The 26023-nt window shown below is 62.9% G+C and carries 30 protein-coding genes and 1 tRNA gene; 19 read left to right on the top strand and 12 right to left on the bottom strand.

The window, feature by feature from the left end:
• Window positions 1-131: 131 nt before the first annotated feature.
• The 6 genes from HAP48_RS08980 to HAP48_RS09005 all read left to right on the top strand — a co-directional run bounded on the left by HAP48_RS08980 (window position 132) and on the right by HAP48_RS09005 (window position 5120).
• Window positions 132-368, top strand: coding sequence for a hypothetical protein (locus tag HAP48_RS08980; RefSeq protein ID WP_166214058.1), 237 nt, complete (start codon window positions 132-134; stop codon window positions 366-368).
• The gene (locus tag HAP48_RS08985; protein WP_221345280.1) at window positions 365-571 is read left to right on the top strand and encodes a hypothetical protein; all 207 of its coding nucleotides are present in this window, start codon (window positions 365-367) and stop codon (window positions 569-571) included. Before HAP48_RS08980 ends, HAP48_RS08985 begins: the two co-directional genes overlap by 4 nt.
• A gap of 112 nt (window positions 572-683) precedes the next feature.
• Window positions 684-3596, top strand: a complete 2913-nt coding sequence (uvrB, locus tag HAP48_RS08990; RefSeq protein ID WP_166214057.1) for an excinuclease ABC subunit UvrB — start codon at window positions 684-686, stop codon at window positions 3594-3596.
• A gap of 3 nt (window positions 3597-3599) precedes the next feature.
• Window positions 3600-4016 (top strand): pyridoxamine 5'-phosphate oxidase family protein, encoded by a 417-nt coding sequence (locus tag HAP48_RS08995; protein WP_166214056.1) that lies wholly within the window; start codon window positions 3600-3602, stop codon window positions 4014-4016.
• On the top strand, window positions 3973-4830 hold the full coding sequence (locus HAP48_RS09000; RefSeq protein WP_224496978.1) for a DpnI domain-containing protein: 858 nt from the start codon (window positions 3973-3975) through the stop codon (window positions 4828-4830). Before HAP48_RS08995 ends, HAP48_RS09000 begins: the two co-directional genes overlap by 44 nt.
• 8 nt (window positions 4831-4838) lie before the next feature.
• A complete protein-coding gene (locus HAP48_RS09005; protein WP_166214055.1) occupies window positions 4839-5120 on the top strand; it encodes a hydrogenase maturation nickel metallochaperone HypA in 282 nt (93 codons plus the stop codon).
• 974 nt (window positions 5121-6094) lie between these two features.
• Here the strand turns inward: HAP48_RS09005 and HAP48_RS09010 are convergent.
• On the bottom strand, window positions 6095-6286 hold the full coding sequence (locus HAP48_RS09010) for a hypothetical protein (protein ID WP_224496979.1): 192 nt from the start codon (window positions 6284-6286) through the stop codon (window positions 6095-6097).
• A 121-nt stretch (window positions 6287-6407) separates the two neighbouring features.
• A complete protein-coding gene (locus HAP48_RS09015; RefSeq protein WP_029083488.1) occupies window positions 6408-6647 on the bottom strand; it encodes a hypothetical protein in 240 nt (79 codons plus the stop codon).
• Between the two features lie 142 nt (window positions 6648-6789).
• Here HAP48_RS09015 and HAP48_RS09020 point away from each other — a divergent pair, with 142 nt between their 5' ends.
• Window positions 6790-7602 carry a hypothetical protein gene (locus tag HAP48_RS09020; RefSeq protein ID WP_166214053.1) on the top strand — a complete coding sequence of 271 codons (813 nt, stop codon included), beginning with the start codon at window positions 6790-6792 and terminating at the stop codon, window positions 7600-7602.
• Window positions 7603-7891: 289 nt separating this feature from the next.
• On the opposite strand, the gene HAP48_RS09025 is transcribed toward HAP48_RS09020, so the two are convergent.
• Window positions 7892-9010, bottom strand: coding sequence for an alpha/beta fold hydrolase (locus HAP48_RS09025; RefSeq protein ID WP_166214052.1), 1119 nt, complete (start codon window positions 9008-9010; stop codon window positions 7892-7894).
• Between the two features lie 281 nt (window positions 9011-9291).
• Here HAP48_RS09025 and HAP48_RS09030 point away from each other — a divergent pair, with 281 nt between their 5' ends.
• The 6 genes from HAP48_RS09030 (at window position 9292) to HAP48_RS09055 (ending at window position 13198) form a co-directional block, all read left to right on the top strand.
• Window positions 9292-9735 (top strand): nuclear transport factor 2 family protein, encoded by a 444-nt coding sequence (locus tag HAP48_RS09030; protein ID WP_166216686.1) that lies wholly within the window; start codon window positions 9292-9294, stop codon window positions 9733-9735.
• 121 nt (window positions 9736-9856) lie between these two features.
• The gene (locus HAP48_RS09035) at window positions 9857-10117 is read left to right on the top strand and encodes a hypothetical protein (protein ID WP_029083491.1); all 261 of its coding nucleotides are present in this window, start codon (window positions 9857-9859) and stop codon (window positions 10115-10117) included.
• Between the two features lie 464 nt (window positions 10118-10581).
• Window positions 10582-11016, top strand: coding sequence for a nuclear transport factor 2 family protein (locus HAP48_RS09040; RefSeq protein ID WP_029083492.1), 435 nt, complete (start codon window positions 10582-10584; stop codon window positions 11014-11016).
• A 286-nt stretch (window positions 11017-11302) separates the two neighbouring features.
• A complete protein-coding gene (locus HAP48_RS09045; protein ID WP_166214051.1) occupies window positions 11303-12256 on the top strand; it encodes a hypothetical protein in 954 nt (317 codons plus the stop codon).
• A gap of 154 nt (window positions 12257-12410) precedes the next feature.
• Window positions 12411-12830 (top strand): hypothetical protein, encoded by a 420-nt coding sequence (locus HAP48_RS09050; RefSeq protein WP_029083494.1) that lies wholly within the window; start codon window positions 12411-12413, stop codon window positions 12828-12830.
• Between the two features lie 230 nt (window positions 12831-13060).
• Window positions 13061-13198 (top strand): hypothetical protein, encoded by a 138-nt coding sequence (locus HAP48_RS09055; RefSeq protein WP_165127736.1) that lies wholly within the window; start codon window positions 13061-13063, stop codon window positions 13196-13198.
• Between the two features lie 140 nt (window positions 13199-13338).
• Here HAP48_RS09055 and HAP48_RS09060 read toward each other — a convergent pair whose 3' ends face one another.
• From HAP48_RS09060 to HAP48_RS09070, 3 genes are all read right to left on the bottom strand, one after another.
• Window positions 13339-13482 (bottom strand): hypothetical protein, encoded by a 144-nt coding sequence (locus HAP48_RS09060; RefSeq protein ID WP_024584466.1) that lies wholly within the window; start codon window positions 13480-13482, stop codon window positions 13339-13341.
• Window positions 13483-13655: 173 nt separating this feature from the next.
• On the bottom strand, window positions 13656-14138 hold the full coding sequence (locus HAP48_RS09065; protein WP_166214050.1) for a MaoC family dehydratase: 483 nt from the start codon (window positions 14136-14138) through the stop codon (window positions 13656-13658).
• Window positions 14139-14146: 8 nt separating this feature from the next.
• The gene (locus HAP48_RS09070) at window positions 14147-14605 is read right to left on the bottom strand and encodes a MaoC family dehydratase (protein ID WP_166214049.1); all 459 of its coding nucleotides are present in this window, start codon (window positions 14603-14605) and stop codon (window positions 14147-14149) included.
• Window positions 14606-14920: 315 nt separating this feature from the next.
• Here HAP48_RS09070 and HAP48_RS09075 point away from each other — a divergent pair, with 315 nt between their 5' ends.
• Together HAP48_RS09075 and HAP48_RS09080 are read left to right on the top strand one after the other, a co-directional pair.
• Window positions 14921-15217 (top strand): DUF4282 domain-containing protein, encoded by a 297-nt coding sequence (locus HAP48_RS09075; RefSeq protein ID WP_029083497.1) that lies wholly within the window; start codon window positions 14921-14923, stop codon window positions 15215-15217.
• Between the two features lie 155 nt (window positions 15218-15372).
• Window positions 15373-15516 carry a hypothetical protein gene (locus tag HAP48_RS09080; RefSeq protein ID WP_165127734.1) on the top strand — a complete coding sequence of 48 codons (144 nt, stop codon included), beginning with the start codon at window positions 15373-15375 and terminating at the stop codon, window positions 15514-15516.
• 185 nt (window positions 15517-15701) lie between these two features.
• Here HAP48_RS09080 and HAP48_RS09085 read toward each other — a convergent pair whose 3' ends face one another.
• The 3 genes from HAP48_RS09085 to HAP48_RS09095 all read right to left on the bottom strand — a co-directional run bounded on the left by HAP48_RS09085 (window position 15702) and on the right by HAP48_RS09095 (window position 17372).
• The gene (locus HAP48_RS09085; RefSeq protein WP_166214048.1) at window positions 15702-16382 is read right to left on the bottom strand and encodes a ParA family protein; all 681 of its coding nucleotides are present in this window, start codon (window positions 16380-16382) and stop codon (window positions 15702-15704) included.
• A 181-nt stretch (window positions 16383-16563) separates the two neighbouring features.
• Window positions 16564-16908, bottom strand: coding sequence for a hypothetical protein (locus HAP48_RS09090; RefSeq protein ID WP_166214047.1), 345 nt, complete (start codon window positions 16906-16908; stop codon window positions 16564-16566).
• A 134-nt stretch (window positions 16909-17042) separates the two neighbouring features.
• Window positions 17043-17372, bottom strand: a complete 330-nt coding sequence (locus tag HAP48_RS09095) for a hypothetical protein (RefSeq protein ID WP_224496981.1) — start codon at window positions 17370-17372, stop codon at window positions 17043-17045.
• A gap of 375 nt (window positions 17373-17747) precedes the next feature.
• On the opposite strand from HAP48_RS09095, the gene HAP48_RS09100 reads away from it, so the two are divergent.
• The 4 genes from HAP48_RS09100 (at window position 17748) to HAP48_RS09115 (ending at window position 23821) form a co-directional block, all read left to right on the top strand.
• Window positions 17748-19883, top strand: coding sequence for a calcium-binding protein (locus HAP48_RS09100; RefSeq protein ID WP_166214046.1), 2136 nt, complete (start codon window positions 17748-17750; stop codon window positions 19881-19883).
• A gap of 450 nt (window positions 19884-20333) precedes the next feature.
• On the top strand, window positions 20334-21971 hold the full coding sequence (locus HAP48_RS09105) for a calcium-binding protein (RefSeq protein ID WP_166214045.1): 1638 nt from the start codon (window positions 20334-20336) through the stop codon (window positions 21969-21971).
• 239 nt (window positions 21972-22210) lie between these two features.
• A complete protein-coding gene (locus HAP48_RS09110; protein ID WP_166214044.1) occupies window positions 22211-22873 on the top strand; it encodes a VIT1/CCC1 transporter family protein in 663 nt (220 codons plus the stop codon).
• Window positions 22874-22960: 87 nt separating this feature from the next.
• A complete protein-coding gene (locus HAP48_RS09115) occupies window positions 22961-23821 on the top strand; it encodes a TorF family putative porin (RefSeq protein ID WP_166214043.1) in 861 nt (286 codons plus the stop codon).
• A gap of 37 nt (window positions 23822-23858) precedes the next feature.
• Here HAP48_RS09115 and HAP48_RS09120 read toward each other — a convergent pair whose 3' ends face one another.
• The 3 genes from HAP48_RS09120 to HAP48_RS09130 all read right to left on the bottom strand — a co-directional run bounded on the left by HAP48_RS09120 (window position 23859) and on the right by HAP48_RS09130 (window position 25766).
• Entirely contained in the window at window positions 23859-25010 is a 1152-nt protein-coding gene (locus HAP48_RS09120) for an HWE histidine kinase domain-containing protein (RefSeq protein WP_166214042.1), read from the bottom strand.
• A 53-nt stretch (window positions 25011-25063) separates the two neighbouring features.
• Window positions 25064-25140: transfer RNA gene (locus tag HAP48_RS09125), tRNA-His, on the bottom strand.
• Between the two features lie 191 nt (window positions 25141-25331).
• Window positions 25332-25766 (bottom strand): phasin, encoded by a 435-nt coding sequence (locus HAP48_RS09130; protein WP_166214041.1) that lies wholly within the window; start codon window positions 25764-25766, stop codon window positions 25332-25334.
• Between the last annotated feature and the right edge of the window lie 257 nt (window positions 25767-26023).

A 26023-nucleotide genomic window follows, 5' to 3' on the forward strand; every position in this document is an offset into this window, starting at 1 on the left:
AACGTCAAAAACGAAAGCTGGAATCCGGGTTCCATTGCTCCGCACAAATAAACCCGGCGGCTTGTGATCTGCTTCACATTTACCCCCGCGCGCCCGTGTTTCCCTTGAGCAGGGCATCCCGAGGTCGCGCAATGATTTACAGCGGTTTTGAGATCAAGTCGTTTGAGGTGGGGAAGGGGCAATGGCACGCCAGGATTCAACGGATCGATCAAAGGCCGGTCGTCATCGATGGCATTCTGTTTCCGATGCTCGACATCGGCTTTGCGTGGTCCGATCCGGATGCGGCGATCGCCGACGCGAAGAGAACTATCGACCGGTTCCCACAGCGGTCTGGCATGACACTGCCGGTGGCCGAGGCATCGGCGTGACCGGCAACGTCGTGATCGCCGTCGTCCCGCAATGCGAGCCGGATCCGGTCTGGCCGGCGCAGGTCAGAACCAGCTGCCCGGAATGCGCCGCTCCGCTGTCGCTGCTGCGGGTGATTCCCGGCCGCGCCGCCGACTATTGGACCATGCGCTGCGACGGCTGCGGCGGCATCCATCTCGACATCGTCGACCGGCCGCGGGCGTAACGTCCCCGAAGGCGCCGCCTGCTGACACCCTGCTGTCAGCAGCCTCACCAACACGCCAATCCACACCCCCTTTGCCCTTTTCTCGCTGCCGGACTCGTCCCATATTCGGCGCATGGCGAAGACACCAAACACTCCGAAAAAGCCCGGCAAATCCCCCAAATCCAAGGCGCATCGGCCCGACGTCCAACCGATCGGGCCAGCGCTGGCTGAGCTGCTCAATCCCGCGATCAACCGCGGCGATGCCGGCATGGGTTCGGGCACCGGCCTGCAGCCGCCGCCGGACAATTCCTGGGACCGCCGCGCCGGCGGCGAGGCCGCCGCGCATCGTGCCCGGGCCTCGACGCGCGAAACCAACGAGGACGTCGCCAAACGCGATACCGCCGGCCTCGGCGAGGCTCCGCAGGCCAATTACGGCACCTCGGCCACCATCCCGACCCTCGATCCGGAGCTGGCGCGGCAGCTTGGGCTGCCGACCGCCGAGGATGATGACGAGGCGCTGGCGCGGCCGCCGCGCAGCAAGATGGAGGCGCTCGGCGTCAAGGCCACCGCCGACGCGCTGGAGAATCTAATCCGCGACGGCCGCCCGGAATTCCGCAAGGACGACGGCTCGACGCGGGTATGGACCCCGCACCGGCCGCCGCGCCCGGAGAAATCCGAAGGCGGCGTGCGCTTCGAGATCAAGTCGTCCTACGAGCCGAGGGGCGACCAGCCGACCGCGATTGCGGAGTTGGTCGAAGGCATCGAGCGTAACGACCGCACCCAGGTGCTGCTCGGCGTCACCGGCTCGGGCAAGACCTACACCATGGCCAAGGTGATCGAGGCGACGCAGCGCCCCGCCATCATCCTGGCGCCGAACAAGACGCTGGCCGCCCAGCTCTATGGCGAGTTCAAGAGCTTCTTCCCCGATAACGCGGTCGAGTATTTCGTCAGCTATTACGACTACTACCAGCCGGAAGCCTACGTTCCGCGCACCGACACCTATATCGAAAAGGATTCCTCGATCAACGAGCAGATCGACCGCATGCGCCACTCGGCGACGCGCGCGCTGCTCGAGCGCGACGACGTCATCATCGTAGCGTCCGTGTCCTGCATCTACGGTATCGGCTCGGTCGAAACCTACACCGCGATGACCTTCGCGCTGAAGAAGGGCGAGCGGATCGACCAGCGCCAGTTGATCGCCGATCTCGTGGCGCTGCAGTACAAGCGCACCCAGGCCGAGTTCACCCGCGGCACCTTCCGCGTCCGCGGCGACGTCATCGACATCTTCCCAGCGCACTATGAGGACCGCGCCTGGCGCGTGAACCTGTTCGGCGACACCGTGGAGAATATCGAGGAGTTCGATCCGCTCACCGGCCACAAGCAGGACGAGCTCGAGTTCATCAAGATCTACGCCAACTCGCACTATGTGACGCCGCGCCCGACGCTGGTGCAGGCGATCAAGTCGATCAAGAGCGAGCTGAAGATGCGGCTCGACCAGCTCAACGGCCAGGGCCGCCTCTTGGAAGCGCAGCGGCTCGAGCAGCGCACCACCTTCGATCTCGAGATGATGGAGGCGACCGGAAGCTGCGCCGGCATCGAGAACTATTCGCGCTATCTCACCGGGCGCCTTCCCGGCGAGCCGCCGCCGACGCTGTTCGAATACGTGCCCGACAACGCGCTGGTGTTTGCCGACGAGAGCCACGTCACCGTGCCGCAGATCGGTGGCATGTTCCGCGGCGACTTCCGCCGCAAGGCGACGCTGGCCGAATACGGCTTCCGCCTGCCCTCCTGCATGGACAACCGCCCGCTCCGCTTCGAGGAATGGGACATGATGCGGCCGCAGTCGGTCGCGGTGTCGGCGACGCCGAGCGGCTGGGAGCTGAACGAGAGTGGCGGCGTGTTCGTCGAACAGGTGATCCGCCCGACCGGCCTGATTGATCCTCCCGTCAATATTCGCCCTGCGCGCACCCAGGTCGACGACCTCGTCGGCGAGGTCCGCGCAACCGCGCAGGCCGGCTATCGCTCGCTGATCACGGTTCTGACAAAGCGCATGGCGGAGGACCTCACCGAATATCTGCATGAGCAGGGCATCCGCGTCCGCTACATGCACTCTGATATCGACACCATCGAGCGCATCGAGATCATCCGCGATCTGCGCCTCGGGGCGTTCGACGCGCTGGTCGGCATCAACCTGCTGCGCGAGGGCCTCGACATTCCCGAATGCGCGCTGGTCGCGATCCTCGACGCCGACAAGGAAGGTTTTTTGCGCAGCGAGACCTCGCTGATCCAGACCATCGGCCGCGCCGCGCGCAATGTCGACGGCAAGGTGATCCTCTATGCCGACCAGATGACCGGCTCGATGGAGCGCGCCATCGCCGAGACCAACCGCCGCCGCGAGAAGCAGGTCGAGTACAACGAGGCCCACGGCATCACGCCGGAGAGCGTGAAGAAGTCGATCGGCGACATCCTCAACTCGGTCTACGAGCGCGACCACGTGCTGGTCGAGATCGGCGACGGCGGCATGGCCGACGACGTGATCTCGATCGGGCACAATTTCGAGGCGGTGCTGAGCGACCTCGAAACGCGGATGCGCGAGGCAGCCGCCGACCTGAACTTCGAGGAAGCCGCCCGCCTGCGCGACGAGGTCAAGCGGCTGCGCGCCACCGAGATGGCCGTGGTCGACGACCCCACCGCCAAGCAGCGCAACGTGCAGAAGCAGGCCGGCGCCTATGCCGGCACCAGGAAATACGGCGACGCCGCCAACCTCCCGGTGGCCGCGCTGAAGAACAAGACCGCGCAGACCTCGCTCAAGGCGAGCCGCGGCGGCAAGTCCGGCTCACGGGTTCACAAGCCCGACCTCGACGAGATGCACGGCCCGGAATCGCTGCCCTTCCGCCCCAGCGGCGCGCTGCCGGCAAAACCGTTCGGCACGACGAGCCGGATCATCCAGCCGACGGATTCGCGGCAGTCGGGGCCGGAGTTCGGGCCGGCACCGCGGAGCAGCGGCGGGGCGCCGGGGAAACGGGGTGGGTGGAAGAAGAGGTAGGCCATGACGCGCACCGAACTTCTCGTTTACTTGAGGAAGCACCGGCTCGCGGTGGTCAGCACCGTTCACAATTGCGCGCCGCAGGCGGCCGTCGTCGGCATCGCCGTCAGTGACGACCTCGAGATCATCTTCGACACCCTGACCACCTCGCGCAAATACCAGAACCTCCGCGCCAATCCACGCATAGCGCTGGTGATCGGCTGGGATGCCGAGCAGACCGCGCAGGTCGAGGGCGTGGCGGACTTTCCGAGCGGCGCAGAGCTGGATCGGTGCAAGCAGGTCTATTTCGCGGGGTGGCCCGATGGGCCGGAGCGGGAGACGTGGCCGGACATCGGCTATGTCCGGGTGCGACCGACGTGGGTACGATACAGCGATTTTGGGGCCGCGCCGCCGCGGATCGAAGAGATCGAATTGGGGTAGATGCGTAGCGCTAGAAATTTGGTTCCGTTTAGCTACGCTGGCCTCCATGAAACTCGGCTTCGAAGATTCGCAAACTCCCTATGCCAGCGGCTCACAGAGCGCCCGTGCCTGGACGGAAGCTTGGGTCAAGGCCTGGGCCTATTGTCCGCATTGCGGCAGCGCAAGGATGTCGCAGTTTCCCAACAACAGTCCGGTGGCCGACTTCCTGTGCGGATCGTGCAGCGAGGAGTTCGAGCTCAAGAGCCAGAAAGTAAGGTTCGGCCCGAAGGTCGCAGACGGCGCCTACAAGACGAAATGTGAACGTCTTGCGGCAAGCAATAATCCCAATCTGCTGCTGATGAACTACGACCTCAAGACGCTTGCGGTCGTCAATCTGCTGATCGTCCCGAAGCACTTCTTCGTCCGGGACATCATCGAGGAGCGGAAGCCGCTGGCGGCGACCGCCCGGCGCGCGGGCTGGATCGGGTCTAATATCCTGCTCGGGAAGGTCCCGGAGTCGGGAAAAATCCATATCGTCCGAAACGGTGTCATCCGCGACAAGGAGCTGGTCCTTGCCGAATGGCAGAAGACACTGTTTCTCAGAAGCGAGTCACTGGAATCGCGCGGCTGGCTTCTCGACGTCATGAAGTGCGTGGAGTCGCTCGGCAAACGCGACTTCACACTCGACGAGGTCTATGCGTTCGAGCGCCACCTTGGCGATCTGTATCCGGGCAACCAGAATGTCCGGCCGAAGATACGCCAACAACTCCAGTATTTGCGTGATCGCGGATTCATCGAGTTCCTGTCGCGAGGCAATTACCGACTGAAATCGTGAGGGAAGCCATGGCCTGGTTTCTGAATCTCTACCGATGCGAGCGCTGCACGAAAATCTGGACTGACGAGTGGTCTTGCACTTGCGACGACGATTGCCCGCATTGCGGCGCGCGGCATATGTCACCGTTCAGCGGCGAAGACTTGACCGAGATTGTCGCGCAAGAAGGTGATGAATTCGTCGCTATCCGGTCACCGGACTCAGCCGAGCATGGTCCGGACTATCGCGAACTGGGTCGGTTTCCGACGCGTGCGCAGGCGGAAGAGTTTCTGGCGTCGACTGATTCTACCTAAATGTTGGGAACGTCTCTCGTGCTCAGATCATGTCAAACGCCGGATGATAGCTGACATCCCCTTGGGCGGCTCGCCCATCAGCACCAGCCGCTGGAAGTACGGGCTCGGCGCGCCGCCATAGGTCAGCAGCTTGATGGGTTTCGCTGCGCTCTACCCATCCCACGAGCTTGGCGCCGTCAGCTTCGGTAACTTGTTCGGCTTTTCAGAATTTGCCTTGACACCTGACCCAACTCAGATGTTCAATGCTCCCGTCTCACCCGATCGAGGGGCGCTTCGCGGTCGTCACGAACGCGGTGTGAGATGCGGTGGACGCCGAGCGTGTGACTGACGAGAGCACGCGAAGCGGACGGTGAAGTCGTGTGGTCCTGACGCCCTAGTGGTAGGTGTCTCGTCGCAACACGCGAAGGCGTGATGCGAAGGCGGTGACAAAAAAGCCCAGTCTCGCCGGGGAGAGCACGTATAAGCCGTAACCCATCGCGCAGGGAAAGCCGAGTTGTTTCCGGTTACACCTGTGGTCCTACCCCCGAGCTTCCTACCCATTGCTCGGGGCCCATGGGTGCGATCGGCACCCGGCTTTCCCTGCGCCCTCTGCTTGATGAGGGCGAAACGAAGAGCAAAGCTCGGGCGATTCATGCCGCGAGAACGCGAAGCTGTATCCTCATACTCATCTGTCATCGCCCGGCTCGACCGGGCGATCCAGTACGCCGCGGCCTATCTGATTGAACTCAAGCGTCTCTGGAATACTGGATCACCCGCATGCGCGGGTGATGACACCGTACCGGCTGTTTGACATGTGAATCGGACTCCCACCCACGTCGTCCCGGGCAAGCGCAGCGCGACCCGGGACCCATAACCACGAATGGCGATTGTTGCGCGACGCTGGGGCCACAGCATGCTTCGACAACTCAATCCTGTGGTTATGGGTCCCTGCTTTCGCAGGGACGACAGCGGAGGTTGCGGTGCGATCCTGTAACCTACCCCGACCGCCTGTTGCTGGTGTTCTGGGTCAGATTGCCGTGGGCGGCCTGCTCGCGGATGTTGTGCTTCTCGTCGTCGCGATGGCCCTTGGTGGTGTCGAGGGGAACGGTGGGGGCGCTGCCGGGGCCCTTGTGGCTCTGGTTGTCGGCGGGAACGGGCTGGATGTTTCCAGTCTTTGGTTTCGTCATCATCGTCTCCGTTGCGCAACGAGACAACGCCGCCGGTGCGGGCGGCGTTCCCGGAACGTAGCTTCACGTTCCCGGATGTGACTTCACGTTCCGGAAACGCGACTTCACAGTTGAGCCTGTTCTACAGCTTCTCCTGCTGCGAGGGCTGCGCCTGCCGCTGCTGTTGCTGGCGTGCCTGCTCCTTGGCGTGATGGCGGCCGTAGAGGCAGCCGGCGGCGGCGCCGAGCACGCCGTGATGGCCGGCATAGTGGCCGGCGACGCCACCGACGACCGCGCCCTTGATGCAGCCCTTGGCATCGGCAGGCGACGTGGCGGCAAGCGCAGTGACGGCAATGACGGACGCGAGAACGATCGATTTCATGATGTGGCTCCAATGCAATGCTGCGGCATCAACGGCGAAGCGGCCCACCGGTTCCCGCCCCGTCTCTACAGAAAAAGCGCTGCGGATTGCTCCGGATCATGCTCTAAATACGACTGCATTGCCGACATCGCGTTTCAGAAACATGCGTAAATCAAACGTTGCCCTCCTCGCGCCGGCACTTTGCGCGGCGATCCTCCTCATCGGGAGCCCCGCCCGCGCACAGGACAAGGACCGCGCGCTGCTTTCGACATTCTGCGCGGCCGCCAACATCAAGGGATCGGCCTGCACGCGGGCAAGATCCTATCCGCACGGCGAAGGCCGCGCCTGCGACGTCAAGCTGACCGAGGAGCGCTATGCCGGACGCTTCCTCGTTGATCATGCGCTGCTTGTCGTCAACTATGAAAGCGAGTGCGAGCCACACGCGACCGATTTCGGCGGCGTCGCCTTGTTCGAGCAGAGCGGCAAGACGGCCCGCTTCATCCGCTTCCTGCCCGGCGCGCAGGGCCATGACTGCATTGTGACGCCTAAGGACGAGCGGCAGGATGCGCTGATCTGCGCGGTCGGCCACATGGGCCAGGGCATCCTCGAAAGCGCAGTGGCGCGGATGACGTTTTCCCAAAAATCCGGCAAGCGCATCGAGATTGCGCCCGACTTTTTGATGAGGGCTGAGGATGCGGTCAGCGCCTATGGCTCCAACGTCGTGATGTGCAACGAAGGGCCGAAATATTTCGGCCTCTCCAACCTCGCCGCCGGCCCGCGCCAGAACACGGTCGCCGTCGACATCGACTATGCCGACAATGAGACCATCCGCACCGCCTGCGGCGAAGGCTTTCCGAAGCCGAAGGAGCTGTTCCACGACCTCCTGCCCGGCGAGGCCTTCGTGCCGGAAGGCTATGAGAAGAAGAAGCGGTTCGTCATCGACCTCGCGACCGGCAAGGCCGCGCCGTCGGACTGATGAGAGCGAGACGAGACTAGGTTCGAAAGGCGGCGGCGCCGTGTCCCTTTCCCCGTTCTTACGGGGAGAGGGTTGGGGTGAGGGGCTGTCTCCGCATAAACGACAACGGCTGGATTCGCGGAGACTCCCCCTCACCCGGAACGCATCTGACGATGCGTTCCGACCTCTCCCCGCACGCGGGGCGAGGTGAAGCGACCGCACGGGCGTGGGGATTAACTCGAGGCCACCTGCCGCCGCGCGCTTCACGTCTTCGAGACGCGATCAGTTCAGCTTCATCAGTTCAGCTTCATCAGTTCAGCTTCTTGCCGCCATCGGTGACGCCGTCGAGGAACGCGCCGGCTTCGCGGTTGAGAAACTCGACATCCGCCGGGAAGAAGCCGCCGGCCGAGGCGTGGCCGGTCACGGTGCCCGGGCTGATCGTCTTGATCGTCACGCCGGGGATGTTCTTGCCCATCTCGTTCGGCTCGAACTCGGGATTGAGCAGGTCCTTGGTGCCGGTGAGGATCAGCGTCTTCGCCTTGATCGAGGCCAGCGCCTTGGCGGTGTCGCCGTTAAAGCCTGCCGTGGTGCCGACATCGTGCCGGTCATAGGCCCAGCTCTGGTAGATCCAGTCATTGGCGTCGAACAGCTTCCACAGCGCGCTCTCCTGCTGCTCCATCCAGGGCAGCACGTCCGGCCCCGACTTGAATTGCGCCACATACATGTCGGGCGTGCGCGCCGTGAGCAGCGCGACGATGTCGCGGAACAGTCTCAGCCCCTTCTCCGGCGGCGCCGCGTAATTGCCGTCCTGCCACGCCGGATCGTTCATGATCGCCTTGCGCGAGGCCTCCATCACCGCGACCGACCAGGCCGGCGTCTTCGACAGCGGCACCATCGCCACCAGCGCGTCCATGAAATCGGGATGGCTGACGCCCCATTGCAGCGCCTGCATGCCGCCCATCGAGGGGCCCACCACGGCTATGACATGGTCGATGCCGAGCTTCTCCTTCATCAGCCGGTACTGCGATTCCACCATGTCGCGGATCGCGAATTTCGGAAACTGCATCCGCGGCTGCGCCTTCGAATTGCTCGGCGAACTGGTCAGCCCGTTGCCGATTGCATCGGTGCAGACGATGAAATATTTGTCGGTGTCGAGCGCCTTGCCCGGGCCGATCATGAAATCGAGCCGGTGATGATTGCCCGAGATCGCGGTCACCATCAGGATGGCGTTGGACTTCTCGGCGTTCAGCGTGCCGTGGGTGACGTAGGAGATCGAAAAATCCTTGATCGCCTCGCCGCTCTCGAGCTTGAGGTCGCCTTCATTGTAGAGCTGGTGCGGAGGCTGCTGCGGCGTGTGGGCGAGGGCCTGGTTGATCGCAGGGCCTGCGAGCAACGCCAGGACGGCCGCGAATTGGGTGATGCGCTTCATTGGTCTCTCCCCATTGTGGCGGCTCTGTCCGGCCGCCTTGCGCCGCAAAGCATACGGGCCGGCCTTGCCGCGGCAAGGCCGCGGGCGCGAAGATTTGGCCGCGCGGGCGCGGAATAAACCGCGGGGCGGCGCCCCAATGCCGTTTGCACGATGGGGCACAATGCACGCGCAAGTTGCCGAACCTAATCGCGTTTCGCGCGTCAAACATGTGGTTGATTGTGGAACGCGTCGGTTCACAATGTGAGCCGAGGGCGAGTCGGATGGAACCGGCGGGGTCGATCATGGGCGAGGATTTGAACCGGCAGCGCATCCTGAACTTCCTCGACGTCTATTATGCCGGCGGCATCGAGGGCGCGCTCGACCATTGCAGCGACGACGTCGCCTTTCTCGCCAATGCGCCGATCGACATCCTGCCGCATATGGGCCAGCACCGCGGCAAGCCCGCGTTGCGCCAGATGTGGACCACGATCCACGAGCGCTATTCCGAGATGCGCTACGAGGCGCCGATCGTGGTGGCCCAGGGCGACCGGGTGGCGGCGCAGCTGCGCGTGTTCTTTCGCAAGCGCCACAACCGGCGCGTCGTGCAGTTCGACGTCGCGGTGTTCTACACGCTGCGTGACGGCAAGATCATCGAGATCCGCGAGATCATCGACACCTACGACCTGATCCAGCAGGTGCTGGAGCGCGATCTCGCCGCGGCGCTGCTCGGCCAGAACGCGGAGTAGTCCCGAAAGCCAGAGAAGATCCCGGCGCCGTCAGGCACGCAATTTTGCACGCCGGCGTTGAACCTCGAAGGCCCGGCAAAGACCTATCACTGGGCTTGTTGCGGTCGGGGCTGAAATCACCATGAAAATCGCATTGCTCGCTGTGCTTGGTCTTGCACTGGGCGCCCTTGGCGGCGCCGCTCTCGGCATCGGCGCCGGGCTCAGCTGGATCGGACTGGCCAGAACCTCTGGCATCGACAGCGGAACGCTGGTGTTCTTCACCTTCATGCCGCTCGGCGCCGCGATCGGCGGCGTCGGCGGCGCGCTGCTGTTCGCGGTGGTCGCGATCCGCGACGCCGAGATCGTGATCGAGCGGCAGCCGGTGCGGCAGCGCGACCGCTGAATTGCGAAAGCGAATGTTACTCGTTACGTAAGGTGAGCACGCACGTCAGGCTCCCTCCCCCTTTGCGGGGGAGGGTTGGGGAGAGGGGTGAGTCCCGGGCGAGACGGTCGACGTCAGCGTCGATGTTGCAATTCCAGCCTCGCGCAATTCCAGCCTCGCATCGTTGAGATGCAATTTGAGAGAGATTGCCGAGTGGCCACCCCTCTCCCTAACCCTCCCCCGCAAGGGGGGAGGGAACCCTGCCGCCGGTGCGTCCCTCACTGGCCCGCCTGATGCGCCAGCGGGCGGGGGTCACATTCCGGTAAAATTCTGCGCAATTGTGCATTGCAAAAATGTCATTTGCGTTTTCGCCCTTCCGGACTATTTCAGGCGGCAATAGCGATGTGCAGCAACCTGGCGGGCGTCGGCGCTGACCTCCTGCCATTCGTTTGCTTTGAAACTCCAGTTTCCAGGACCAGACCAAAATGACAGAGCACAGCCTCTGGCGTTTTTCGCGCGCGTTGCATCGCGCGATCAACGAACGCCAGCTTGCAGACGTCGAGCCGCTGCTCGATGACGAGGTCGAATGGGCCATCTACGGGCCTATCGACCTGTTTTCCTTCTTCGGCTCGCGCCGCGGCAAGGCCGCGGTGCTCGAGGTGATCAAGCAGATCGGTGAGAACCTCAGGGTTCACCGCTTCGACCGGGAGTCCATCATGCTGGGAGCGGACACGGCGGCCTCGATGCTGCGCTATTCGCTGACGGCCCTGGACTCCAACAAGCCGATCTCGCTCCGGATCGCGCATTTTGCGCAGTTCAAGGCCGGCAAGCTCACGAGCTTCCGCGTGCTGGTCGACAGTTTCGACCTGGTCGAGCAGACCGTCGGCTACCCGATCCACCTGCCCCGGATCGCGGTCTAACGCCGCCAACTGTTTCACGCCTTCGTCATGTCCGGGCCAAAAGCGCGAAGCGCGTCTTCGCGTTCGGCTCTCCGGGCGGGACGCGGCCGGTTTCGCCAGCCCCGAACCGGCCGCACGGGGACGCCTTGTGGGCGCGCGCACGCTCGTCCCGGACATGACGGTCACATTGGCGGTCACATTGACAGTCACCTGCGATCACGTCGCTCTCACTTGCCTCCAGCGGCCCGTTGCCACAATTTCGCACCACGAAAGCCGCATACTGCGGCTCTGGAATTGCGGGCTGGGAATGACCTCTACATCACGATTTGGCTGGGCGCGGCTGCCGGTAGCGGCGGCCGGCTTCAGCATGGCGATGGCGCTTGCGGCCGCCGCGCAGAGCCCGCCCTTGCAGATCACTCCCCCGGTCCAGGATAACGTTCAGGATAACGCTGCGGCCGACGCCGGGGCTGCGGCCGACGAGGCGCCGCCAGCGGCCGATGCCAATGACGCCGATATCCTGAAGGACATCGACGAGAGCAAGCTCGACTGGAGCCAGCTCGACACCGACTCCACCAGCCTGCCCACGCTGGCGCCGAAGAACGCGGCCAAGCGCGGCAGCGTCGCCGCCAACGATCCGGCCTGGTCCACCAACCGCAACGGCAACGGCTCCTCGGCGGTGTCGGTCAAGCAGTCGGTCTCGCCGTTCCTCGACACCCGCATCGGCGCCGACATGACGGTCGCCAAACAGGGCACCTTGACGACATCGGAGCAATTGTCGGAACGGCTCGCCAACGGCGGCAGCCTGCCGCAATCCGGCGGCTCGGCCTGGGCGTCGATCTCGGCGGGCGGCGTGGCCTCGATCTGGGACAAGACCTCGGTCGAGGCACGGGTCGATCCGGGCGCCGACCAGAGCAAGATCGGCACCTCCCTGAGCAAGTCGGTGCCGCTGTCGGAGCAGTATTCGCTGACGCTGCAGAACGGCTACGACGTCATCCAGCAGGGCGTGGTCCCGGTGCCCGGCATCGCCAGCCACCCGTCGCGCAGCTACGACACCGGTCAGTCGGCAACCTTCTCGGTGAACGACTCCGGCACCAGCATCACCGCAGGCCAGACGCAGTCGACCTCCGACGACAAATGGCTGCGCCGGGTCGGCGCCGAGCAGAAGCTGTTCGACGGCGTCACCGTCTCCGGCTCGGTCGGCGAGACCTCCCAGGGCACGACCAGCAAGAGCATCAGCGCCGGCTACAAGCGAACGTGGTGAACGATCTGTTAGCCCTGTCGCGCTAATGATCAGGCATTGCCCCAACTTGGCCCAGATGCGGTCAAATTCGGCGGCACTGATAGGTCCGTAACTTCATCAATTCGTCGTGCGGGGGACAAGCCGCGCTTCGCTATTGCGAACCAGGGGAAAGCCGATGAACGCCACCAACCGTACCGAGGAAGCCGAAACGGAGACTTCCGAGGTCGACACCAACCTCGCTGCGGTCTCGGAAGTCGAAGCCGGCATCCGCGACTTCGTCCGCAACGACATCGCCTATCTGCGCCGCCCGGTGGCGAGCCCGGAGACCGCGCCGACCGATCCGAACACCGATGCGACCGTCAACAACGTCAACTCGCTGATCCAGCGCGTCGCCGGCACCTCGCTCGCCGAGATCGAGAAGCTGATCGGCGAGCTCGAGAGCCTGCGCGATTTGCTGCACGCCGAGGGCCAGCGCGTCCAGCGCGAGATCTCCGGCTATGCCCAGCTCAGCCAGGCCGCGATGAAGTCGACGCGCATGATCGCCGACAACGTCTCGCAGTGGAAGCGCGCCGCCGACGGCCTGCGCAACAGCTGATCCGGACCGACCTCCAAGCCAACAGAAGCCGCCGCCCCCGAACCGGAGGCGGCGGCTTCGTATTGCATGCCCTGATACCAACGCAGAACGATTCGTTATTCAGCGCGGTGTAAATTCCGCGACGTCAATTCTTGCAGAACTTGATTTGAACTTTAGATGCCGAGCCCGCGTCCAATCCGGAGCAGACGTCCGGACCGCGCCTGGTGGGGCGCCCCTTTGGAGACAAATTCATGCAGAGCGTCCGGCCGGATAACGCCGATCCGATTCCGCTGCGCCAGCCGCGGCAAGGCATCGGCACGATCATGATCCGGTTTATCGGACTGTTGGCAGCCGCGACCGTCGTGATGGTGCTGATCTGGAATCGCTAAAAGCGCTTCGCGTGACTGGAATGCGCTCGACGAGAAGCTGAGCTTGATCCGGGGAAGTGTGACGCGGCCTACCGATAGATCACATTGAAAAAATAAACGCGGCCGGCGCTCCTCGAGCGCCGATGCTTATGGACGCTGAATCAGCGATCGATGCTCGCGGTGGTTTCGAAGGAATAATTGCCGTCGGCAAAGCCCTTCACGACCAATCCGGTCGCCAGCATCACCACAAGCGTGACCGTCGCGAAGATAATGCCGACGAGTTTCAGCGCGCTGCGATCCGCCATTGTCATCCCCAAAGTCTTCGTCAGGAGTTCGTGCCCTCAAACCATAAGGCAGGGACAAAGGTTCAGAATGCGTTAGCAAAAAATGAGTTCCACGCAATGCACAACTGCGTCGGCCAGCAGAAGTAATCTGCTAACCATGGCGTCCATGCAACATCAGAGGCGTGCGGGCAACATCAGGAACCGGGATTGCGCCGCGGCACGAAGGCGGTCGCCAGGAACGAGAACACCACTTCGTTGCGCTGATTGACGCCGGTGTTGCGCGCCTGGAGGATGCCCCATTCGGGCCGCTTCTCCGAGGTGCGCTTGGTCTCGATCTGGTTGGTGAAGCTTATGGTGTCGCCTGCCAGCACCGGGCGGATCCAGCGCAGCTCGCGGAAGCCCGGCGAGGGCCCCCAGACCGCGACCGTTTCGCCGCGCGCCGCGGCTTCGCCGGCGAGTTGCTTGCCGTCGGCGACCAGCAGCTTCATGCAGACGCTGGCGACATGCCAGCCCGACGCGGCAAGCCCGCCGAACAGCGAGTTGCGCCCCGCCTCCTCGTCGAGATGGAAGCGCTGCGGATCGAACTGCGCGGCAAAGCGCTTGATGTCCTCAGGCGTGAAGGTGAATGAGCCGAACTCGCGCCGCGCGCCGATCTCGATGTCTTCAAAAAAGCGCATGACCTCTCCTATGCGCTCGCAGCGTCACGGCGGCTGATGATGATCGGCGACTCCATCTCGCACAGCATCTCGCCGCGCGCGTTGCGGATCGTGCCCTTGAAGGTGACGATGCCGGTCTCGGGCCGGCTCTTCGAGACCCGCGCCTCGACCACGTCGACGTTCAGCGTCAAATCGTCGCCCGGACGCAACGGCGCCACCCAGCGCATCTCGTTGACCCCGGGCGAGCCGAGCGAGGCGGTGCGGCCGATGAAGCCGTCGAACAGCATCCGCATCATCAGCGAGCCGAGATGCCAGCCTGAGCCCGACAGGCCGCGGAGCATGGATTTCTTCGCCGCCTCCTCGTCGAGATGCATCGGCTGCGGGTCGAATTCGGCGGCGAAGCTCAGGATTTCCTCGCGCGACACGTGGCGGGGGCCGAACGTGCCGAAATGGCCGGGCTTGAAGTCTTCGAAGGTGAGCGTGGTCATGGGGTAAGGATAAGCCGGAAGGAAGCCCGATTGTGGCCGTTATTTGCGGCAATCACAACCGGCCCACTCGCATAGCTCGCCCCTGGACTGCCGGCGCCCGGTCCGGGGCTCGCCTTTGGCGGGACAGACTGGGCTTCTGCGATATCGATCCCGATGGTGCGGCCGGCGCTGTGGCGCCGTCCCGAACCGTTGGCCCGGCCAAACGCCTCGTCCTGATGGGCGCCTCCCCGCGGGCGGCGGGGATGAAGTGCTAACGCCGGGGATGACGCAGTAGGATGCGATGCGAATCATATTTCGGCGGCCGGGAGAACCACGATGTTCGATTTCCAGGATCTGTTTCAGTGGGACCGCTTCATCACGCCCACGATCATCAAGACGTTCTACTGGCTCGTGATCGCGGTCATCGTGCTGTTCGGGATCTCCGGCATCCTGTGGAGCCTCACCGCGATGGCGATCAGCCCGTTCGTCGGCTTCATCCAGCTGCTCGCGTCGATCGCCAGCATGTTCGTCGGTATCGTGTTCTCGCGCATCGCCGCCGAGTTCATCCTGATCGTATTCCGGATCAACGAGCATCTCGGCGCGATCCGCGACCGGGACGGAGCGATGCACTGAGGCGCAACGCCTCCGGCCCGACGCGGCCTGCCTGGCGAGCCGTGGTTAATCCGAAGTAGCACAAGCGCGCAAATGCCCGCGAATTTCCGACCGGGATTTTAAAGCCGCTCGCGTATCAGCCTCTGCATTGCGCTTAAGACCAACGCGGGGGCGTCGTGAATTCGAGGAATGGTTTTGCCGTGAGGCCGGCTGCCGAGCCGGGCTTTACGACCGAGGACATTTTATGGGCGGTCGGCATCTGGTCGGTGATCCTGACCCTGGCGCCGGTGATCGTGTTCTATCTGCTGATGGTGGCGTAGCGCCCTGTCATTCCGGGGCATGCGAAGCATGAACCTCAGATGCGCAATTGCGCATCGGGGAATCTCGAGATTCCGGGTTCGATGCTCACGCATCGCCCCGGAATGACATCTCGCTGCTCAAGCATGATCGCGCAAAAAACGCGCGAGAGCCGCGCGTTCTTCCAGTTCGAACCGAAGCGGCGTTGTTACGCCGCCTGCTTGTGCATCGCGCCGGAGGAAGACGCCGTGCCGCGGATCGCCTTGATCGAGCGTTCGATCGCGGCCCACAGCCGAGTGACCTCGGCGGCGGCGCGGCCTTCCGCATAATATTCGCGGGCGCCTTCACCCTGGCCGAGCGCCATCAGAAGGTCGGCGCGGTTGGTGATCTGGCCGCTCCACACCGGAGCGCGGAATTTCGCCAGCGCCTCGCGCGCGATCGCGACGATCCGGCTTTCGGCGTTGTCACGCTGCGCGGGCGCGCCGTTGATCACGACGGCGTAGGGCTTGCGCATCGAGCGGCAGGTCTGGATCGTTTCCTGCACCGCGTTGACGTCGAACACGCCGGGCCGCGCCGGAATGATCACCATCGTGGCGTTCTTGATGGAATCGTCGACCACGGCCGAGAGATTCGGCGGCGTGTCGATGAAAACCCACTCGATGCCGTCACGCTTGGCTTGAGCGATGATCCCGGCGACCGAATTCACCGCCGTCTTGATCGCGGGCTCGTTGGTGCCGCGCAGCTTGTGCCAGAGAGTCAGCGAGCCCTGCGGATCGGCGTCGATCAGCAGACATGGCTTCGTTGCCTTGTGCACTTGCGCGGCGAGGTGAGCAGCCAGGGTACTTTTTCCCGAGCCCCCCTTACGCGAAGCGAAAACAATCACGTTCATACCTTGGCCTCCAGATTGACCCCAGGAGGCGAAAATGAATCAGCGCGCTGATTCGCGAAAGAAGAAACTTCTTGCAATCCGCAAAGTGGCCAAGATTACCGGTGCGTTCTGCTTTTTGAGTCACACTTCATCTATGACACAACTGCAAATGGAAGCGCTAAGCGCTTGATTTGACTCATCGCTAGCGTTTTTCGGCAGCTTTGGCCCGCTCGCGCTCGGTCCATTTGCGCTCGATCCAGCCGAGCAATTGCGCTGTGGGTTTCTGCAGGAACGGCACGTCCTGTGCGAACAAAAGGAGTCCGAGTGGCAGCATCCAGAGTCCGAGCACCGGCAGGAAGCTGAAGATGCCGCCGATGATCAAAAGGAACGCCAACGGAATCCGCACATAGCGCGACGACGGCTTGCGCAGCCACGCGACGAAGCGCGAGGGGCCACGCGGAAGCTTGGCCTCGAACCAGGCGAAGTGCCGATCGATCTCTTGCTTGTAGTATTCGCTCACGCGTCCCACTCCACCCGTTTCGCCCATCGCGGAAACGGAGTCTGCAATGAACACAGCCCCACAGATGATGCTGCGTGACAGCGTCACAAGGCGTCAGTCTGTCGCGCATCGCGGCCTTGAAATGGCCGCTACTGGGTCTACCGCGCAGGATGGGAACCGGATCAGTTGGCCGGCTTCTTCGCCTTGCGCGATTTCGTGGCCTTGTGCTTGGCGGCAGCAGGCCGTCGCTCCACGCGCTCGCGCGCGTCACGTGGCTCGGGACCGGCCCGGAAGAATACGCGGCAGGCCGGCGAAAGCTGCGCCTTGTTCCTGATCATGCAGGCGGTGATGCGATCGACGTCGGGAATCTCCGGCCCACAAAGCCGAAACGCGTCAGGCGTACAGGCCTGCTGCTGGTCGGGTGTGTAAGCCTCGCCCCGGTCCGGCAGCAGCAGCGCTGCAAGCCCGAGCATCAACGCAAACGAAAAACTCCTTGCACCGGCGGTCCCCATGCGCGTCCCCCAAAGGTGTCATAAAGGCGTCGTTTAAAGCGTCGTTTCACCGATAGTGGGTGAACGCACCGTGAATCGCAAGCGGGCGAGATGATACGCCGGAACAGTTGCTGCACCGCACGAGGATGCCTCACCTCCACCATCAGCAATTTCGTCATCGCCGAGAGCAATCGTCATTCGAAAGTTGGTGCGACCCATGGTCGCTCATAGGGACCAAAGCTACCCCTGGATATTGCGCGTCCCGTTGCAAACGGTGTTCAAGCATGTTCGAAATCATCCCGCTGGTGAATTTGAAGGCCGGTGGGTCTCACTGCACGGCAAGAAATTGCGGCCCGTTTTGATCGCATCGACCGTGCCTAGCTGGAGGAACGAACCATGGGTAGCGTTTGGCGGCCCCCGGTGCTCATCGCGAGCGTGCAGCCCAACCCTCCAGCCAACGGCGTCGACAACGGTACCAATGGCCTGGGTTCAACCGCGCTGGCCGCCATCGGCAACGACCAGATGGCGATGGTCTACCTGCAAGGTGGCTATGCCAACTTCCCGGACCTCAGCTACCAATCCGTCGTGCTTCAACGCGTCGATCCGCTTGGCAATACCAGCGGGTCCCCGATCACGATCGCCAGCAGTGCTGTCAGCCCGACCCTGATCGGCTCGGTCGTTTCGACGCCCGACGTGACCGCGCTTTCCAATGGATCGGTCGCCGTTTCCTACACGTTCGGATCCTACAACGCGGGCACGCTGCGGACCGATGTGTTCGCGAGGATTGTCGCGCCCGACGGTACCGTAGGAGCGGAAATCAAACTCAATACCACCGCGGGCAACGAAACCAACGCAACGATCACGGCCGTGGCAGGCGGCGGATTCCTTGCCGTCTGGCAAGACGCTGTTTCCCCTGGGCCGGGCGGCGTCGGCGGCGACGGCGCCGGCTCGGGCATCAGCGCGCAGCTGTTCGATGCCGCCGGAAACAAGGTCGGCACCCAATTCACCGTCAATACGACGACCGCCGGGAGTCAGACCAACCCATCGGCGACGACGCTCACCAATGGCAACATCCTGGTCAGCTGGATCAGCGGCGCCAATGTCGAAGCACAGATCTACACCTCGGCAGGCGTCCCTGTCGGGACGGAGATCACGCTGTCGACTGCGCCCGGGCCCAGCGCTTCGGTAGGTTATAACAAGGTCGTCGCGCTCTCCGGCGGCGGCTTCGCGCTGGTTCGCGACTACACCAATTCGATCATCATTGCCCTCAATCCCGTGATCGACGTCCAGATTTTTGACGCGACAGGAACGGCGGTCGCACCGGCCCTCCAGATCGACGGCGTCGGCACCGGCTATTTCATCACCTCGATCGACGCAGCCGCGGCGACCGACGGCGGCGTGACCGTGACCTATAGCGACAATGATGCGTTCCTTGGTTTGACCGCGGTCAGCCGCTACCACATTGCGAGCACCGGAACGCTTGCAGATGCCAGCACGGTGACGACCACGTCGACCAACACGTCCGCGATCGGCGCTGCCGCGATTGGCATGTATGGCGACGGACGCGAACAGATCATCTGGGACCAGCGCCAGCCCGGCTTTGCCGATACGTTGCAGGAATCGATCTACGACGATCGCAACACGACGACGTTTTTCGCGACAGCCGCGCAACCGACCGCGGTCGGCAGCATTTCGAATGACTCGATTTACGGCCATGCCGGCGCGGACACGCTGTATGGTTACACCGGCAACGATATTCTTGTTGGCCAGGGCGGTGACGACATCGGCTATGGCGGCGACGGCAACGATTATTTTTATGCAGGTGCAGGAAACGACATCTTGTTCGGCGATGCCGGTCTCGATGTGCTGCTCGGCGAAGACGGCAACGACGTTCTCTACGGCGGCACCGGCTTCAACTACCTGTTTGGCGGCAACGGCAACGATATTCTGGTCGGCTCGGGAGGCGCCGGTCCCGCCGACGTCAACGTGATGTACGGCGACGATGGTGCCGATCTGCTCTACGGCGGCGCCGGCACCAACTACTTCTATGGCGGCGCCGGCGTCGACACGATGTATGGCGGTTCCGGCCTCAACATCTTCATCTCGTCAGGCGAGACCGACGGCAATGTGATCTATGGCGGCTCGGGCCAGAACTATGTCTATGGCTCGAACGGCGGCGACACCGTCACGGGCGGCACCAATGTCGACGTTTTCCTGATGGGCTCAGGCGCGGACAGCATCACCGGCGGCGGCGGCGTTGACTACGCCTGGGGCGGCCTCGGCAGCGATACCTTCACCCTCAACGACTCGACCTCCGAGGTGATGGTGATCCAGGACTTCAACGCCGGCGGCGTCAACGACCTCATCAAGTTCGCCGGCACGTCGCTGCATTCGTTCGCGGATGTCCAGGCGGCGTCATTCTACGTGGCGGGTACCAACACCACCATCATCACCGACGCTACCGGCAATGCGGTCTGGCTCACCGGTGTCGCACCGGGACAGCTCGACGCAAGCATGTTCCAGTTCAGCTGAGCGCTTCGGCCAGGACGAGGCATCCGCACCAGCCAAGCTTGCTCTGCGCCGGGCTGCGAGCAAATGTTGCTGTTCGTTGCTGAGCATTGCGGATGGCCTCACATCACGCCTCCAACGATGCGCCGGACGTCCGGGTGATCCAGCACCGGGATTCACCCCCGCGACGTGGTGCAATTCCGTGACGCATTCCGATGGCTGCACTGTGGTCTGGATGAACGGCGCCACGGTCAGCATCGTCCCGGCCTCGAACGTCTCGATCGTGAACTAAAGTCACCCCTGTTCAAGGCGGTTGTCCGTTCTGGGCACCCCGAAAGTCTCCCGCGTTGAGAGAATTTTTTCGCCTCCAACCAACTAAAAATGGTACCAAGCGCCGATAAGGCCAGATTATTCAAGTGCATCTTGCGACAGGCGACTAGATTAGACGGGCGATTAGATTAAAGGGACTATGAGATGGCGTGGACTTATACTGTTCAGCTCAACGACCCCGGTGGCGCTGGAGCGGCAACGGATTCGGCCCTGGTTTACGACCTGCAACAGGCGTTAAGCGTCTGGCAACAGTACGTCGGCGGCATCGGGAATCTGGTGGTCGATCTCAATATCACGACCACCGCCGTGGGGCGGGCAGATGGCGGGCCGACGTCGACTTACTACGTCGGAACAAGCAATGGCCTGGCCGTCTATGAACCTTCGAGTCAGTACGAGCTGACGACGGGACAACACATCAGCGGCACGACGAGCGACATCACCATCAATGTCGATACCGCTTATCTGCAATATCTGGATCTGACCTACGGTCTGAGTTGGAGCAGCTCGGTCCCGGACAACAAACTCAACCCCATCGACGTATTCCTGCACGAGATGATGCACGGGTTCGGAATGACGGGCTGGTACAGCCAGAGCGGCCAGCTCCCCGGCGCCTATGAATCGACCTTCGACACCTTTATCCAGAAGTCCGGATCGTTGGCCTATTTCACCGGTTCGCATGCGGAGGCCGCGTATGGCGGCCCGGTGCCGCTGACGACGGACAGCACCACGCAGAATTACTATCACTTCGGCAATCAGCAATCCGACTTCACCGCCTCGCCATCGACAGTCACCGATCCGCTCACGCTGGATCTGATGAATGGCATCGTCTTCTTCGACGACTACCAATACGCCATCTCACCGCTGGATCTCGGGGTGCTGAAGGACCTTGGATACAGCGTGCGCGGCTATGCCGACGACACCATGAACGGCACAGCCGGCGCGGATTCGCTGTACGGGACTACGTTGAACGACCTGATCTCGAGCGGCGCGGGCAATGACATCATCGTTGCGGGTGCCGGCTTCGATACCGTCGATGGCGGCGACGGCAACGACTACGTCTATGCGGGCGCCGACGCTGACGTCCTGAGCGGCGGCAACGGCAACGACGTGTTGCTCGGCGAAGACGGCGATGACGCGATCTACGGCGGCACCGGGTTCAACTATTTGTTCGGCGGCAGCGGCAACGACACGCTGGTCGGCGCGGGAGGCACGTCGGCCAGCGACGTCAACGTGATGTATGGCGGCGACGGCGCCGACTATCTGTTCGGCGGCGCCGGCACCAACTACTTCTATGGCGGCACCGGCGTCGACACGATGTATGGCGGCTCGGGCCTGAACATCTTCATCTCGTCGGGCGAGACCGACGGCAATTTGATCTATGGCGGCTCCGGCCAGAACTATGTCTACGGCTCGAACGGCGGGGACACCGTCACCGGCGGCACCGGCGTCGACGTCTTCCTGATGGGCTCGGGCGCAGACAACATCACAGGCGGCGGCGGCGTCGACTACGCCTGGGGTGGCGGCGGCAGCGATATCTTCAACCTCAACGACAAGGCGTCCGATACCGAAGTGATGGTCGTCGAGGACTTCAACGCCGGCGGGGTCAACGACTTCGTCAATTTCGCAGGCACGTCACTGCATTCGTTCGCGGACGTCCAGGCCGCCGAGTTCTACGCCGCCAACATCAACACCACCATCATCACCGACGCTGCGGGCAGCGCGGTGTGGCTGATCGGTGAAGCGCCGGGACAGCTGAGCGCGGGGATGTTCAAGTTCAGTTGAGGGTGCCGGGGCGGGATTGCGACGTGCGAACCGGCCCGACCACCACCACGATCGCGCTCGAATTCGCGGCGAATTCCGCTGCAGCCTGAAGACCTTTTCGGGCCTCCTGGTGAGTAGCGAGAGAGGCAAGATTTTCTGATCAGCATTCTGATCCGGCGTCAGAATGTTGAGATAGATCAACACATCAGACCGACGCATTCGCTCGCATAGTCGCCTATCGAGCGAATTTCGGGGCTGGGATGTCGCAGATTTCAGATACGCCTGCCGGTAACATCCTTGATCCGATGGAGCGGATCTCGGAAACCCTGTTCGGCCTGATCATGGCGCTCACCTTCATCTGCTCGCTCGGTGTCGCGACGGGGGCCAGCGTCAACGTTCAAACACTGCTGATCGGTGCGCTCGGCTGCAATCTGGCCTGGGGTATTGTCGACGGCGGCCTTTATCTGCTGGCTCGCATCAACGATCGGGGAGACAAGCTCTTGACGCTCCGCGCGATACGGCAGGCACCGAATCCCGAAACAGCGCGGCGCGTCATCGCCAACGCGCTGTCGCCGGAATTGGTGGCGCTGTTGCCGCCGGACCAGATCGATTTGATGCGGCAGAAACTGCAGCAATCGCCGGAACCGTCGGGCGGTCGAGGGCTGACGACACGCGACTGGACCGGAGCGCTGGGGATTTGCCTGCTAAGCTTCCTTTCGACCTTCCCTGTCGTGATCCCGTTCCTGTTACTTAGCGACGCCAGATTGGCGCTGCGCGTCTCCTACGCCATTGCCATTGTGATGCTTTTCGGCTGTGGTTACGTGTTCGGAGTTCGTAGCGGGCTGCGGCCTTGGGCGGCGGGTCTTGCGATGGTGGCGGTTGGCAGTGCGCTGGTAGGTGTCGCGGTGGCTCTTGGAGGGTGATCGACAGTGCGGCAGCGGGGCATTGCATCTGTTCAGCGTGCAAGCGGTGCCTCGATCGCCGCCTTGATCGGGTTCTGGCTGTCACCTATGGCCGCCGGTCTTGCGCAGACCGCCGCCCCCAGTCCGGGCGGGGCGATCGGCCTTGGCAATCGCGGCTGGTCGGCAGCCGGCGCCAACCAGGCAACGTCTTCGAACGAGTTCGAATTCAGCGCCCGCGCCGGGGCTGCGTCCGACTATATCTATCGCGGGACCACGCTGTCGGATCATGGGCCTGCGGTCGGCGCCGCCTTCGAAGCAAGATTTGGCTCGCTCTACGCCGGCACCACGGTCGCCACCGTCAAGCTGCCGACCCAACCGGCGGCCGAACTCACTTTCGCCGGCGGTATCCGCCCGACGATCGCTACGATTGATCTTGATCTTGGCGTGACCTACTTCGCCTACCCCGGTGAACGGCTTCCCGGCGAGACCAACGGCATCAATTATTGGGAGGCGGTTATCCGCGGCGATCGAAAGATCGGCGAACAGGTCCGCGTCGCCGCCGGCTACGCTTACTCGCCGAACGTCTCGAACACCGGCGCCTGGAGTCAATATGTGGCGGCCGGGGCTGGCTTCGACGTGCCGGGCCGCTTGCTGCCGAACGACCTGGCCGTATCATTCACGGCCGCTGCCGGCTACTCCTGGTTCGGCAACCAGAGCTCGCAGCTCGGCGGCTTCCCGCTACCTGCCTATCTCAATTGGCAGGCGGGTGTGACCTTCACCCATAAGGCCTTCAACCTCGACCTGCGCTACTACGACACCAATTTGTCGAAGGAAAATTGCTTCGTCTTCACGGGCGATCCAAACGCACGGCCGGGCGGCCGCGTCGATCTCGCCACCAACCCGGGCGGCCTGGTCTCGAACTGGTGCGGCGCGGCCTTCGTTGCCAAGGCCTGGTTTGCGTTCAACTAGTCCCGTCGTTTGCGGGCTACCACTTTGAGGCAGGGCCTCAGACTGCAAGACGATCCAAAGGAACCGAAACCCTCAACCTGAGCCCGCTCGGCAGCCAATCATGCTCAACCTTGCCGCCGAGCTGATCAGCAATGCTGCGCTCTGCAAGCACGCTACCAAAGCCTTTGGCTGACGGTGGGGCGACAATCACGGGCCCGCCTGTTTCCACCCATTCAAGATGGAGATCCCCGCCATGCGTCTCCCATGTGATGCTGACCGAACCAGTCGGCTCCGATAGCGCACCGTATTTGGCCGCATTCGTCGTTGTTTCATGCAGGGCGAGAGCGAGACTTGTCACGGCCATCGCACCCACGGGCACATGAGGTCCTCTCACCATGATGCGTTCGCGAGACGCGTCATCCTCGTAAGGCCGCAACACCGTTCGCACGACGTCTCCCACCGTTGTTCGCTCGCTATGCGCCTCCGTACCCATGATCCCAGGACGGATGAGATCCTTGGCCTGCATGAGAGCGTTCAGACGGCCCCGTAGCGATTGAGCCATTTCCTGCGGCGTTCGGGCTGACCGAGCACTCAGATTGATGATGCCGTGGAAGACGGCAAACATGTTCTTGACGCGGTGGTTCGCCTCCCGTGCGAGCAACCGTTGGCGCTCTTGCGCAACTACACGCTCGGTCGTCTCGCTAACGATGCAAAGAACACCGCCAATTTCACCAAATTCGTCCTGTACCGGAGAATAGGAAATGTCGAAGTAAACAGTCTCTGGGTAGCCATGGCGCTCGATGTAGAAGGGGCGGTCCTTGGCGAAGACTGTTTCGCCAGTATCGAGGACGCGTCGGAGCAGGGGCTCTAAGTCGTCCCACAGCTCGGTCCAATTCTCGCGAGCTGGTCGTCCAAGAGCCTTTGGATGCTTCTGACCTATCGTCGGCGCATAGGCGTCATTGTATAGCGCCACGAACTCCGGCCCCCAGAACAGCACGATCTGTGCTTTGGCCGGCAGCATAAGGCTGACTGCACTCTTGAGGTGCGCAGGCCACTCCATGATTGGCCCCAAGCTTGTGGCGGGCCAATCGAAGGCGCGAATGAGTGCGGCGACGTCGCTGACACCTGGTGGAAAATCACCTTCCAGTTTGCGACCGATGCCCATGGCCTTCAGGCAATCAGATTTTGCCAACGGGAACAAGCCGCGCAAAACCCGTCCGGCTTATCAGTAAGCTGCTGGAGATGCGGGTAACTCAATTGCAATGGTACAGTTGGGTGGGCTCGAACCACCGACCTCCTGTTCCACAGACAGGCGCTCTAACCAACTGAGCTACAACTGCATCCTGACGCAACGCCCCGACCCGAAAGGGGGCGGCGATTTCGGGCGGAAACTAGGTGCAACGCCGCGCTTTGGCAAGGCTTTAACGCGGGCTTTCGGCCCGCATTTCGCGCCGTTGGATAACCGATTTTCAAGCAGAAAGGCCCGGACCGCCTCGGCCCGGGCCTTTCGCTGGTCTCTTGCGGGTTAAGATCAGGCGGCCGGCTTGTAGAACTTCGAGGCGTTGGCCTTGATCGGCTCGGCGGCCTCAGCGGCGACCTTCTGGCCGAGCTCGGCCAGTTCCTTGGCCTGCGCGGTGTAGGTCTCGAACTGCTTGCGGGCTTGCGACGTCCACAGCTCGACCGCTTCGGTCGGCGACTTCACGCTGAACAGTTCCTGGGCGAAGTCGAGCGACGAGGTGGTGTTGGCCTTGAAGAACTCGATCAGCTTGGCCGAATACTCGCTGGTGCCCTTGCTCACCGACGTGAACACGGCCTCGACGGTTGAGTTGTGGGTCTCGGCGGCGTCCTTGAACTTGGCGTAGCTGTCGCGGGCCTGCAGCACGCCCTTTTCAGCGAACGCACGCATCTGCTCGGGGACCTCGAACGGGATGATCGAGGCGGAAAACGGATCGGACGGGTTGGTCATACGTGTAATCCTTCGCAACGGGTGAGAGATGTGACCATTGCGGACGCCCCGGAGCCAAAGTGGCCGGAGCGCTGAAATGGATCACGCTGCCTTCGATTCACGGGAGTGCCCTTTGTGTTGGGCCCGCCTAATAAACACCCATATCATGTCAATTTTGTGCAACGCAACGTAAGATCGTGTGCGACGCCATAATTTTTTGTGTGGCGGAATATAGGGGTACCGCGGCCGACCGAGGCTGGGTGCACCAAGGTCGGCCG

Origin of the sequence: Bradyrhizobium septentrionale, assembly GCF_011516645.4 — a bacterium.
Classification (GTDB): Bacteria; Pseudomonadota; Alphaproteobacteria; order Rhizobiales; family Xanthobacteraceae; genus Bradyrhizobium; species Bradyrhizobium septentrionale.

Coding starts and splice junctions, on each gene's coding strand:
- HAP48_RS08980 (WP_166214058.1), top strand. CDS start 132: ATGATTTACAGCGGTTTTGAGATCAAGTCGTTTGAGGTGGGGAAGGGG.
- uvrB (WP_166214057.1), top strand. CDS start 684: ATGGCGAAGACACCAAACACTCCGAAAAAGCCCGGCAAATCCCCCAAA.
- HAP48_RS08995 (WP_166214056.1), top strand. CDS start 3,600: ATGACGCGCACCGAACTTCTCGTTTACTTGAGGAAGCACCGGCTCGCG.
- HAP48_RS09005 (WP_166214055.1), top strand. CDS start 4,839: ATGGCCTGGTTTCTGAATCTCTACCGATGCGAGCGCTGCACGAAAATC.
- HAP48_RS09010 (WP_224496979.1), bottom strand. CDS start 6,286: ATGACGAAACCAAAGACTGGAAACATCCAGCCCGTTCCCGCCGACAAC.
- HAP48_RS09015 (WP_029083488.1), bottom strand. CDS start 6,647: ATGAAATCGATCGTTCTCGCGTCCGTCATTGCCGTCACTGCGCTTGCC.
- HAP48_RS09020 (WP_166214053.1), top strand. CDS start 6,790: ATGCGTAAATCAAACGTTGCCCTCCTCGCGCCGGCACTTTGCGCGGCG.
- HAP48_RS09025 (WP_166214052.1), bottom strand. CDS start 9,010: ATGAAGCGCATCACCCAATTCGCGGCCGTCCTGGCGTTGCTCGCAGGC.
- HAP48_RS09030 (WP_166216686.1), top strand. CDS start 9,292: ATGGGCGAGGATTTGAACCGGCAGCGCATCCTGAACTTCCTCGACGTC.
- HAP48_RS09035 (WP_029083491.1), top strand. CDS start 9,857: ATGAAAATCGCATTGCTCGCTGTGCTTGGTCTTGCACTGGGCGCCCTT.
- HAP48_RS09040 (WP_029083492.1), top strand. CDS start 10,582: ATGACAGAGCACAGCCTCTGGCGTTTTTCGCGCGCGTTGCATCGCGCG.
- HAP48_RS09045 (WP_166214051.1), top strand. CDS start 11,303: ATGACCTCTACATCACGATTTGGCTGGGCGCGGCTGCCGGTAGCGGCG.
- HAP48_RS09050 (WP_029083494.1), top strand. CDS start 12,411: ATGAACGCCACCAACCGTACCGAGGAAGCCGAAACGGAGACTTCCGAG.
- HAP48_RS09055 (WP_165127736.1), top strand. CDS start 13,061: ATGCAGAGCGTCCGGCCGGATAACGCCGATCCGATTCCGCTGCGCCAG.
- HAP48_RS09060 (WP_024584466.1), bottom strand. CDS start 13,482: ATGGCGGATCGCAGCGCGCTGAAACTCGTCGGCATTATCTTCGCGACG.
- HAP48_RS09065 (WP_166214050.1), bottom strand. CDS start 14,138: ATGCGCTTTTTTGAAGACATCGAGATCGGCGCGCGGCGCGAGTTCGGC.
- HAP48_RS09070 (WP_166214049.1), bottom strand. CDS start 14,605: ATGACCACGCTCACCTTCGAAGACTTCAAGCCCGGCCATTTCGGCACG.
- HAP48_RS09075 (WP_029083497.1), top strand. CDS start 14,921: ATGTTCGATTTCCAGGATCTGTTTCAGTGGGACCGCTTCATCACGCCC.
- HAP48_RS09085 (WP_166214048.1), bottom strand. CDS start 16,382: ATGAACGTGATTGTTTTCGCTTCGCGTAAGGGGGGCTCGGGAAAAAGT.
- HAP48_RS09090 (WP_166214047.1), bottom strand. CDS start 16,908: ATGGGCGAAACGGGTGGAGTGGGACGCGTGAGCGAATACTACAAGCAA.
- HAP48_RS09095 (WP_224496981.1), bottom strand. CDS start 17,372: ATGGGGACCGCCGGTGCAAGGAGTTTTTCGTTTGCGTTGATGCTCGGG.
- HAP48_RS09100 (WP_166214046.1), top strand. CDS start 17,748: ATGGGTAGCGTTTGGCGGCCCCCGGTGCTCATCGCGAGCGTGCAGCCC.
- HAP48_RS09105 (WP_166214045.1), top strand. CDS start 20,334: ATGGCGTGGACTTATACTGTTCAGCTCAACGACCCCGGTGGCGCTGGA.
- HAP48_RS09110 (WP_166214044.1), top strand. CDS start 22,211: ATGTCGCAGATTTCAGATACGCCTGCCGGTAACATCCTTGATCCGATG.
- HAP48_RS09115 (WP_166214043.1), top strand. CDS start 22,961: ATGGCCGCCGGTCTTGCGCAGACCGCCGCCCCCAGTCCGGGCGGGGCG.
- HAP48_RS09130 (WP_166214041.1), bottom strand. CDS start 25,766: ATGACCAACCCGTCCGATCCGTTTTCCGCCTCGATCATCCCGTTCGAG.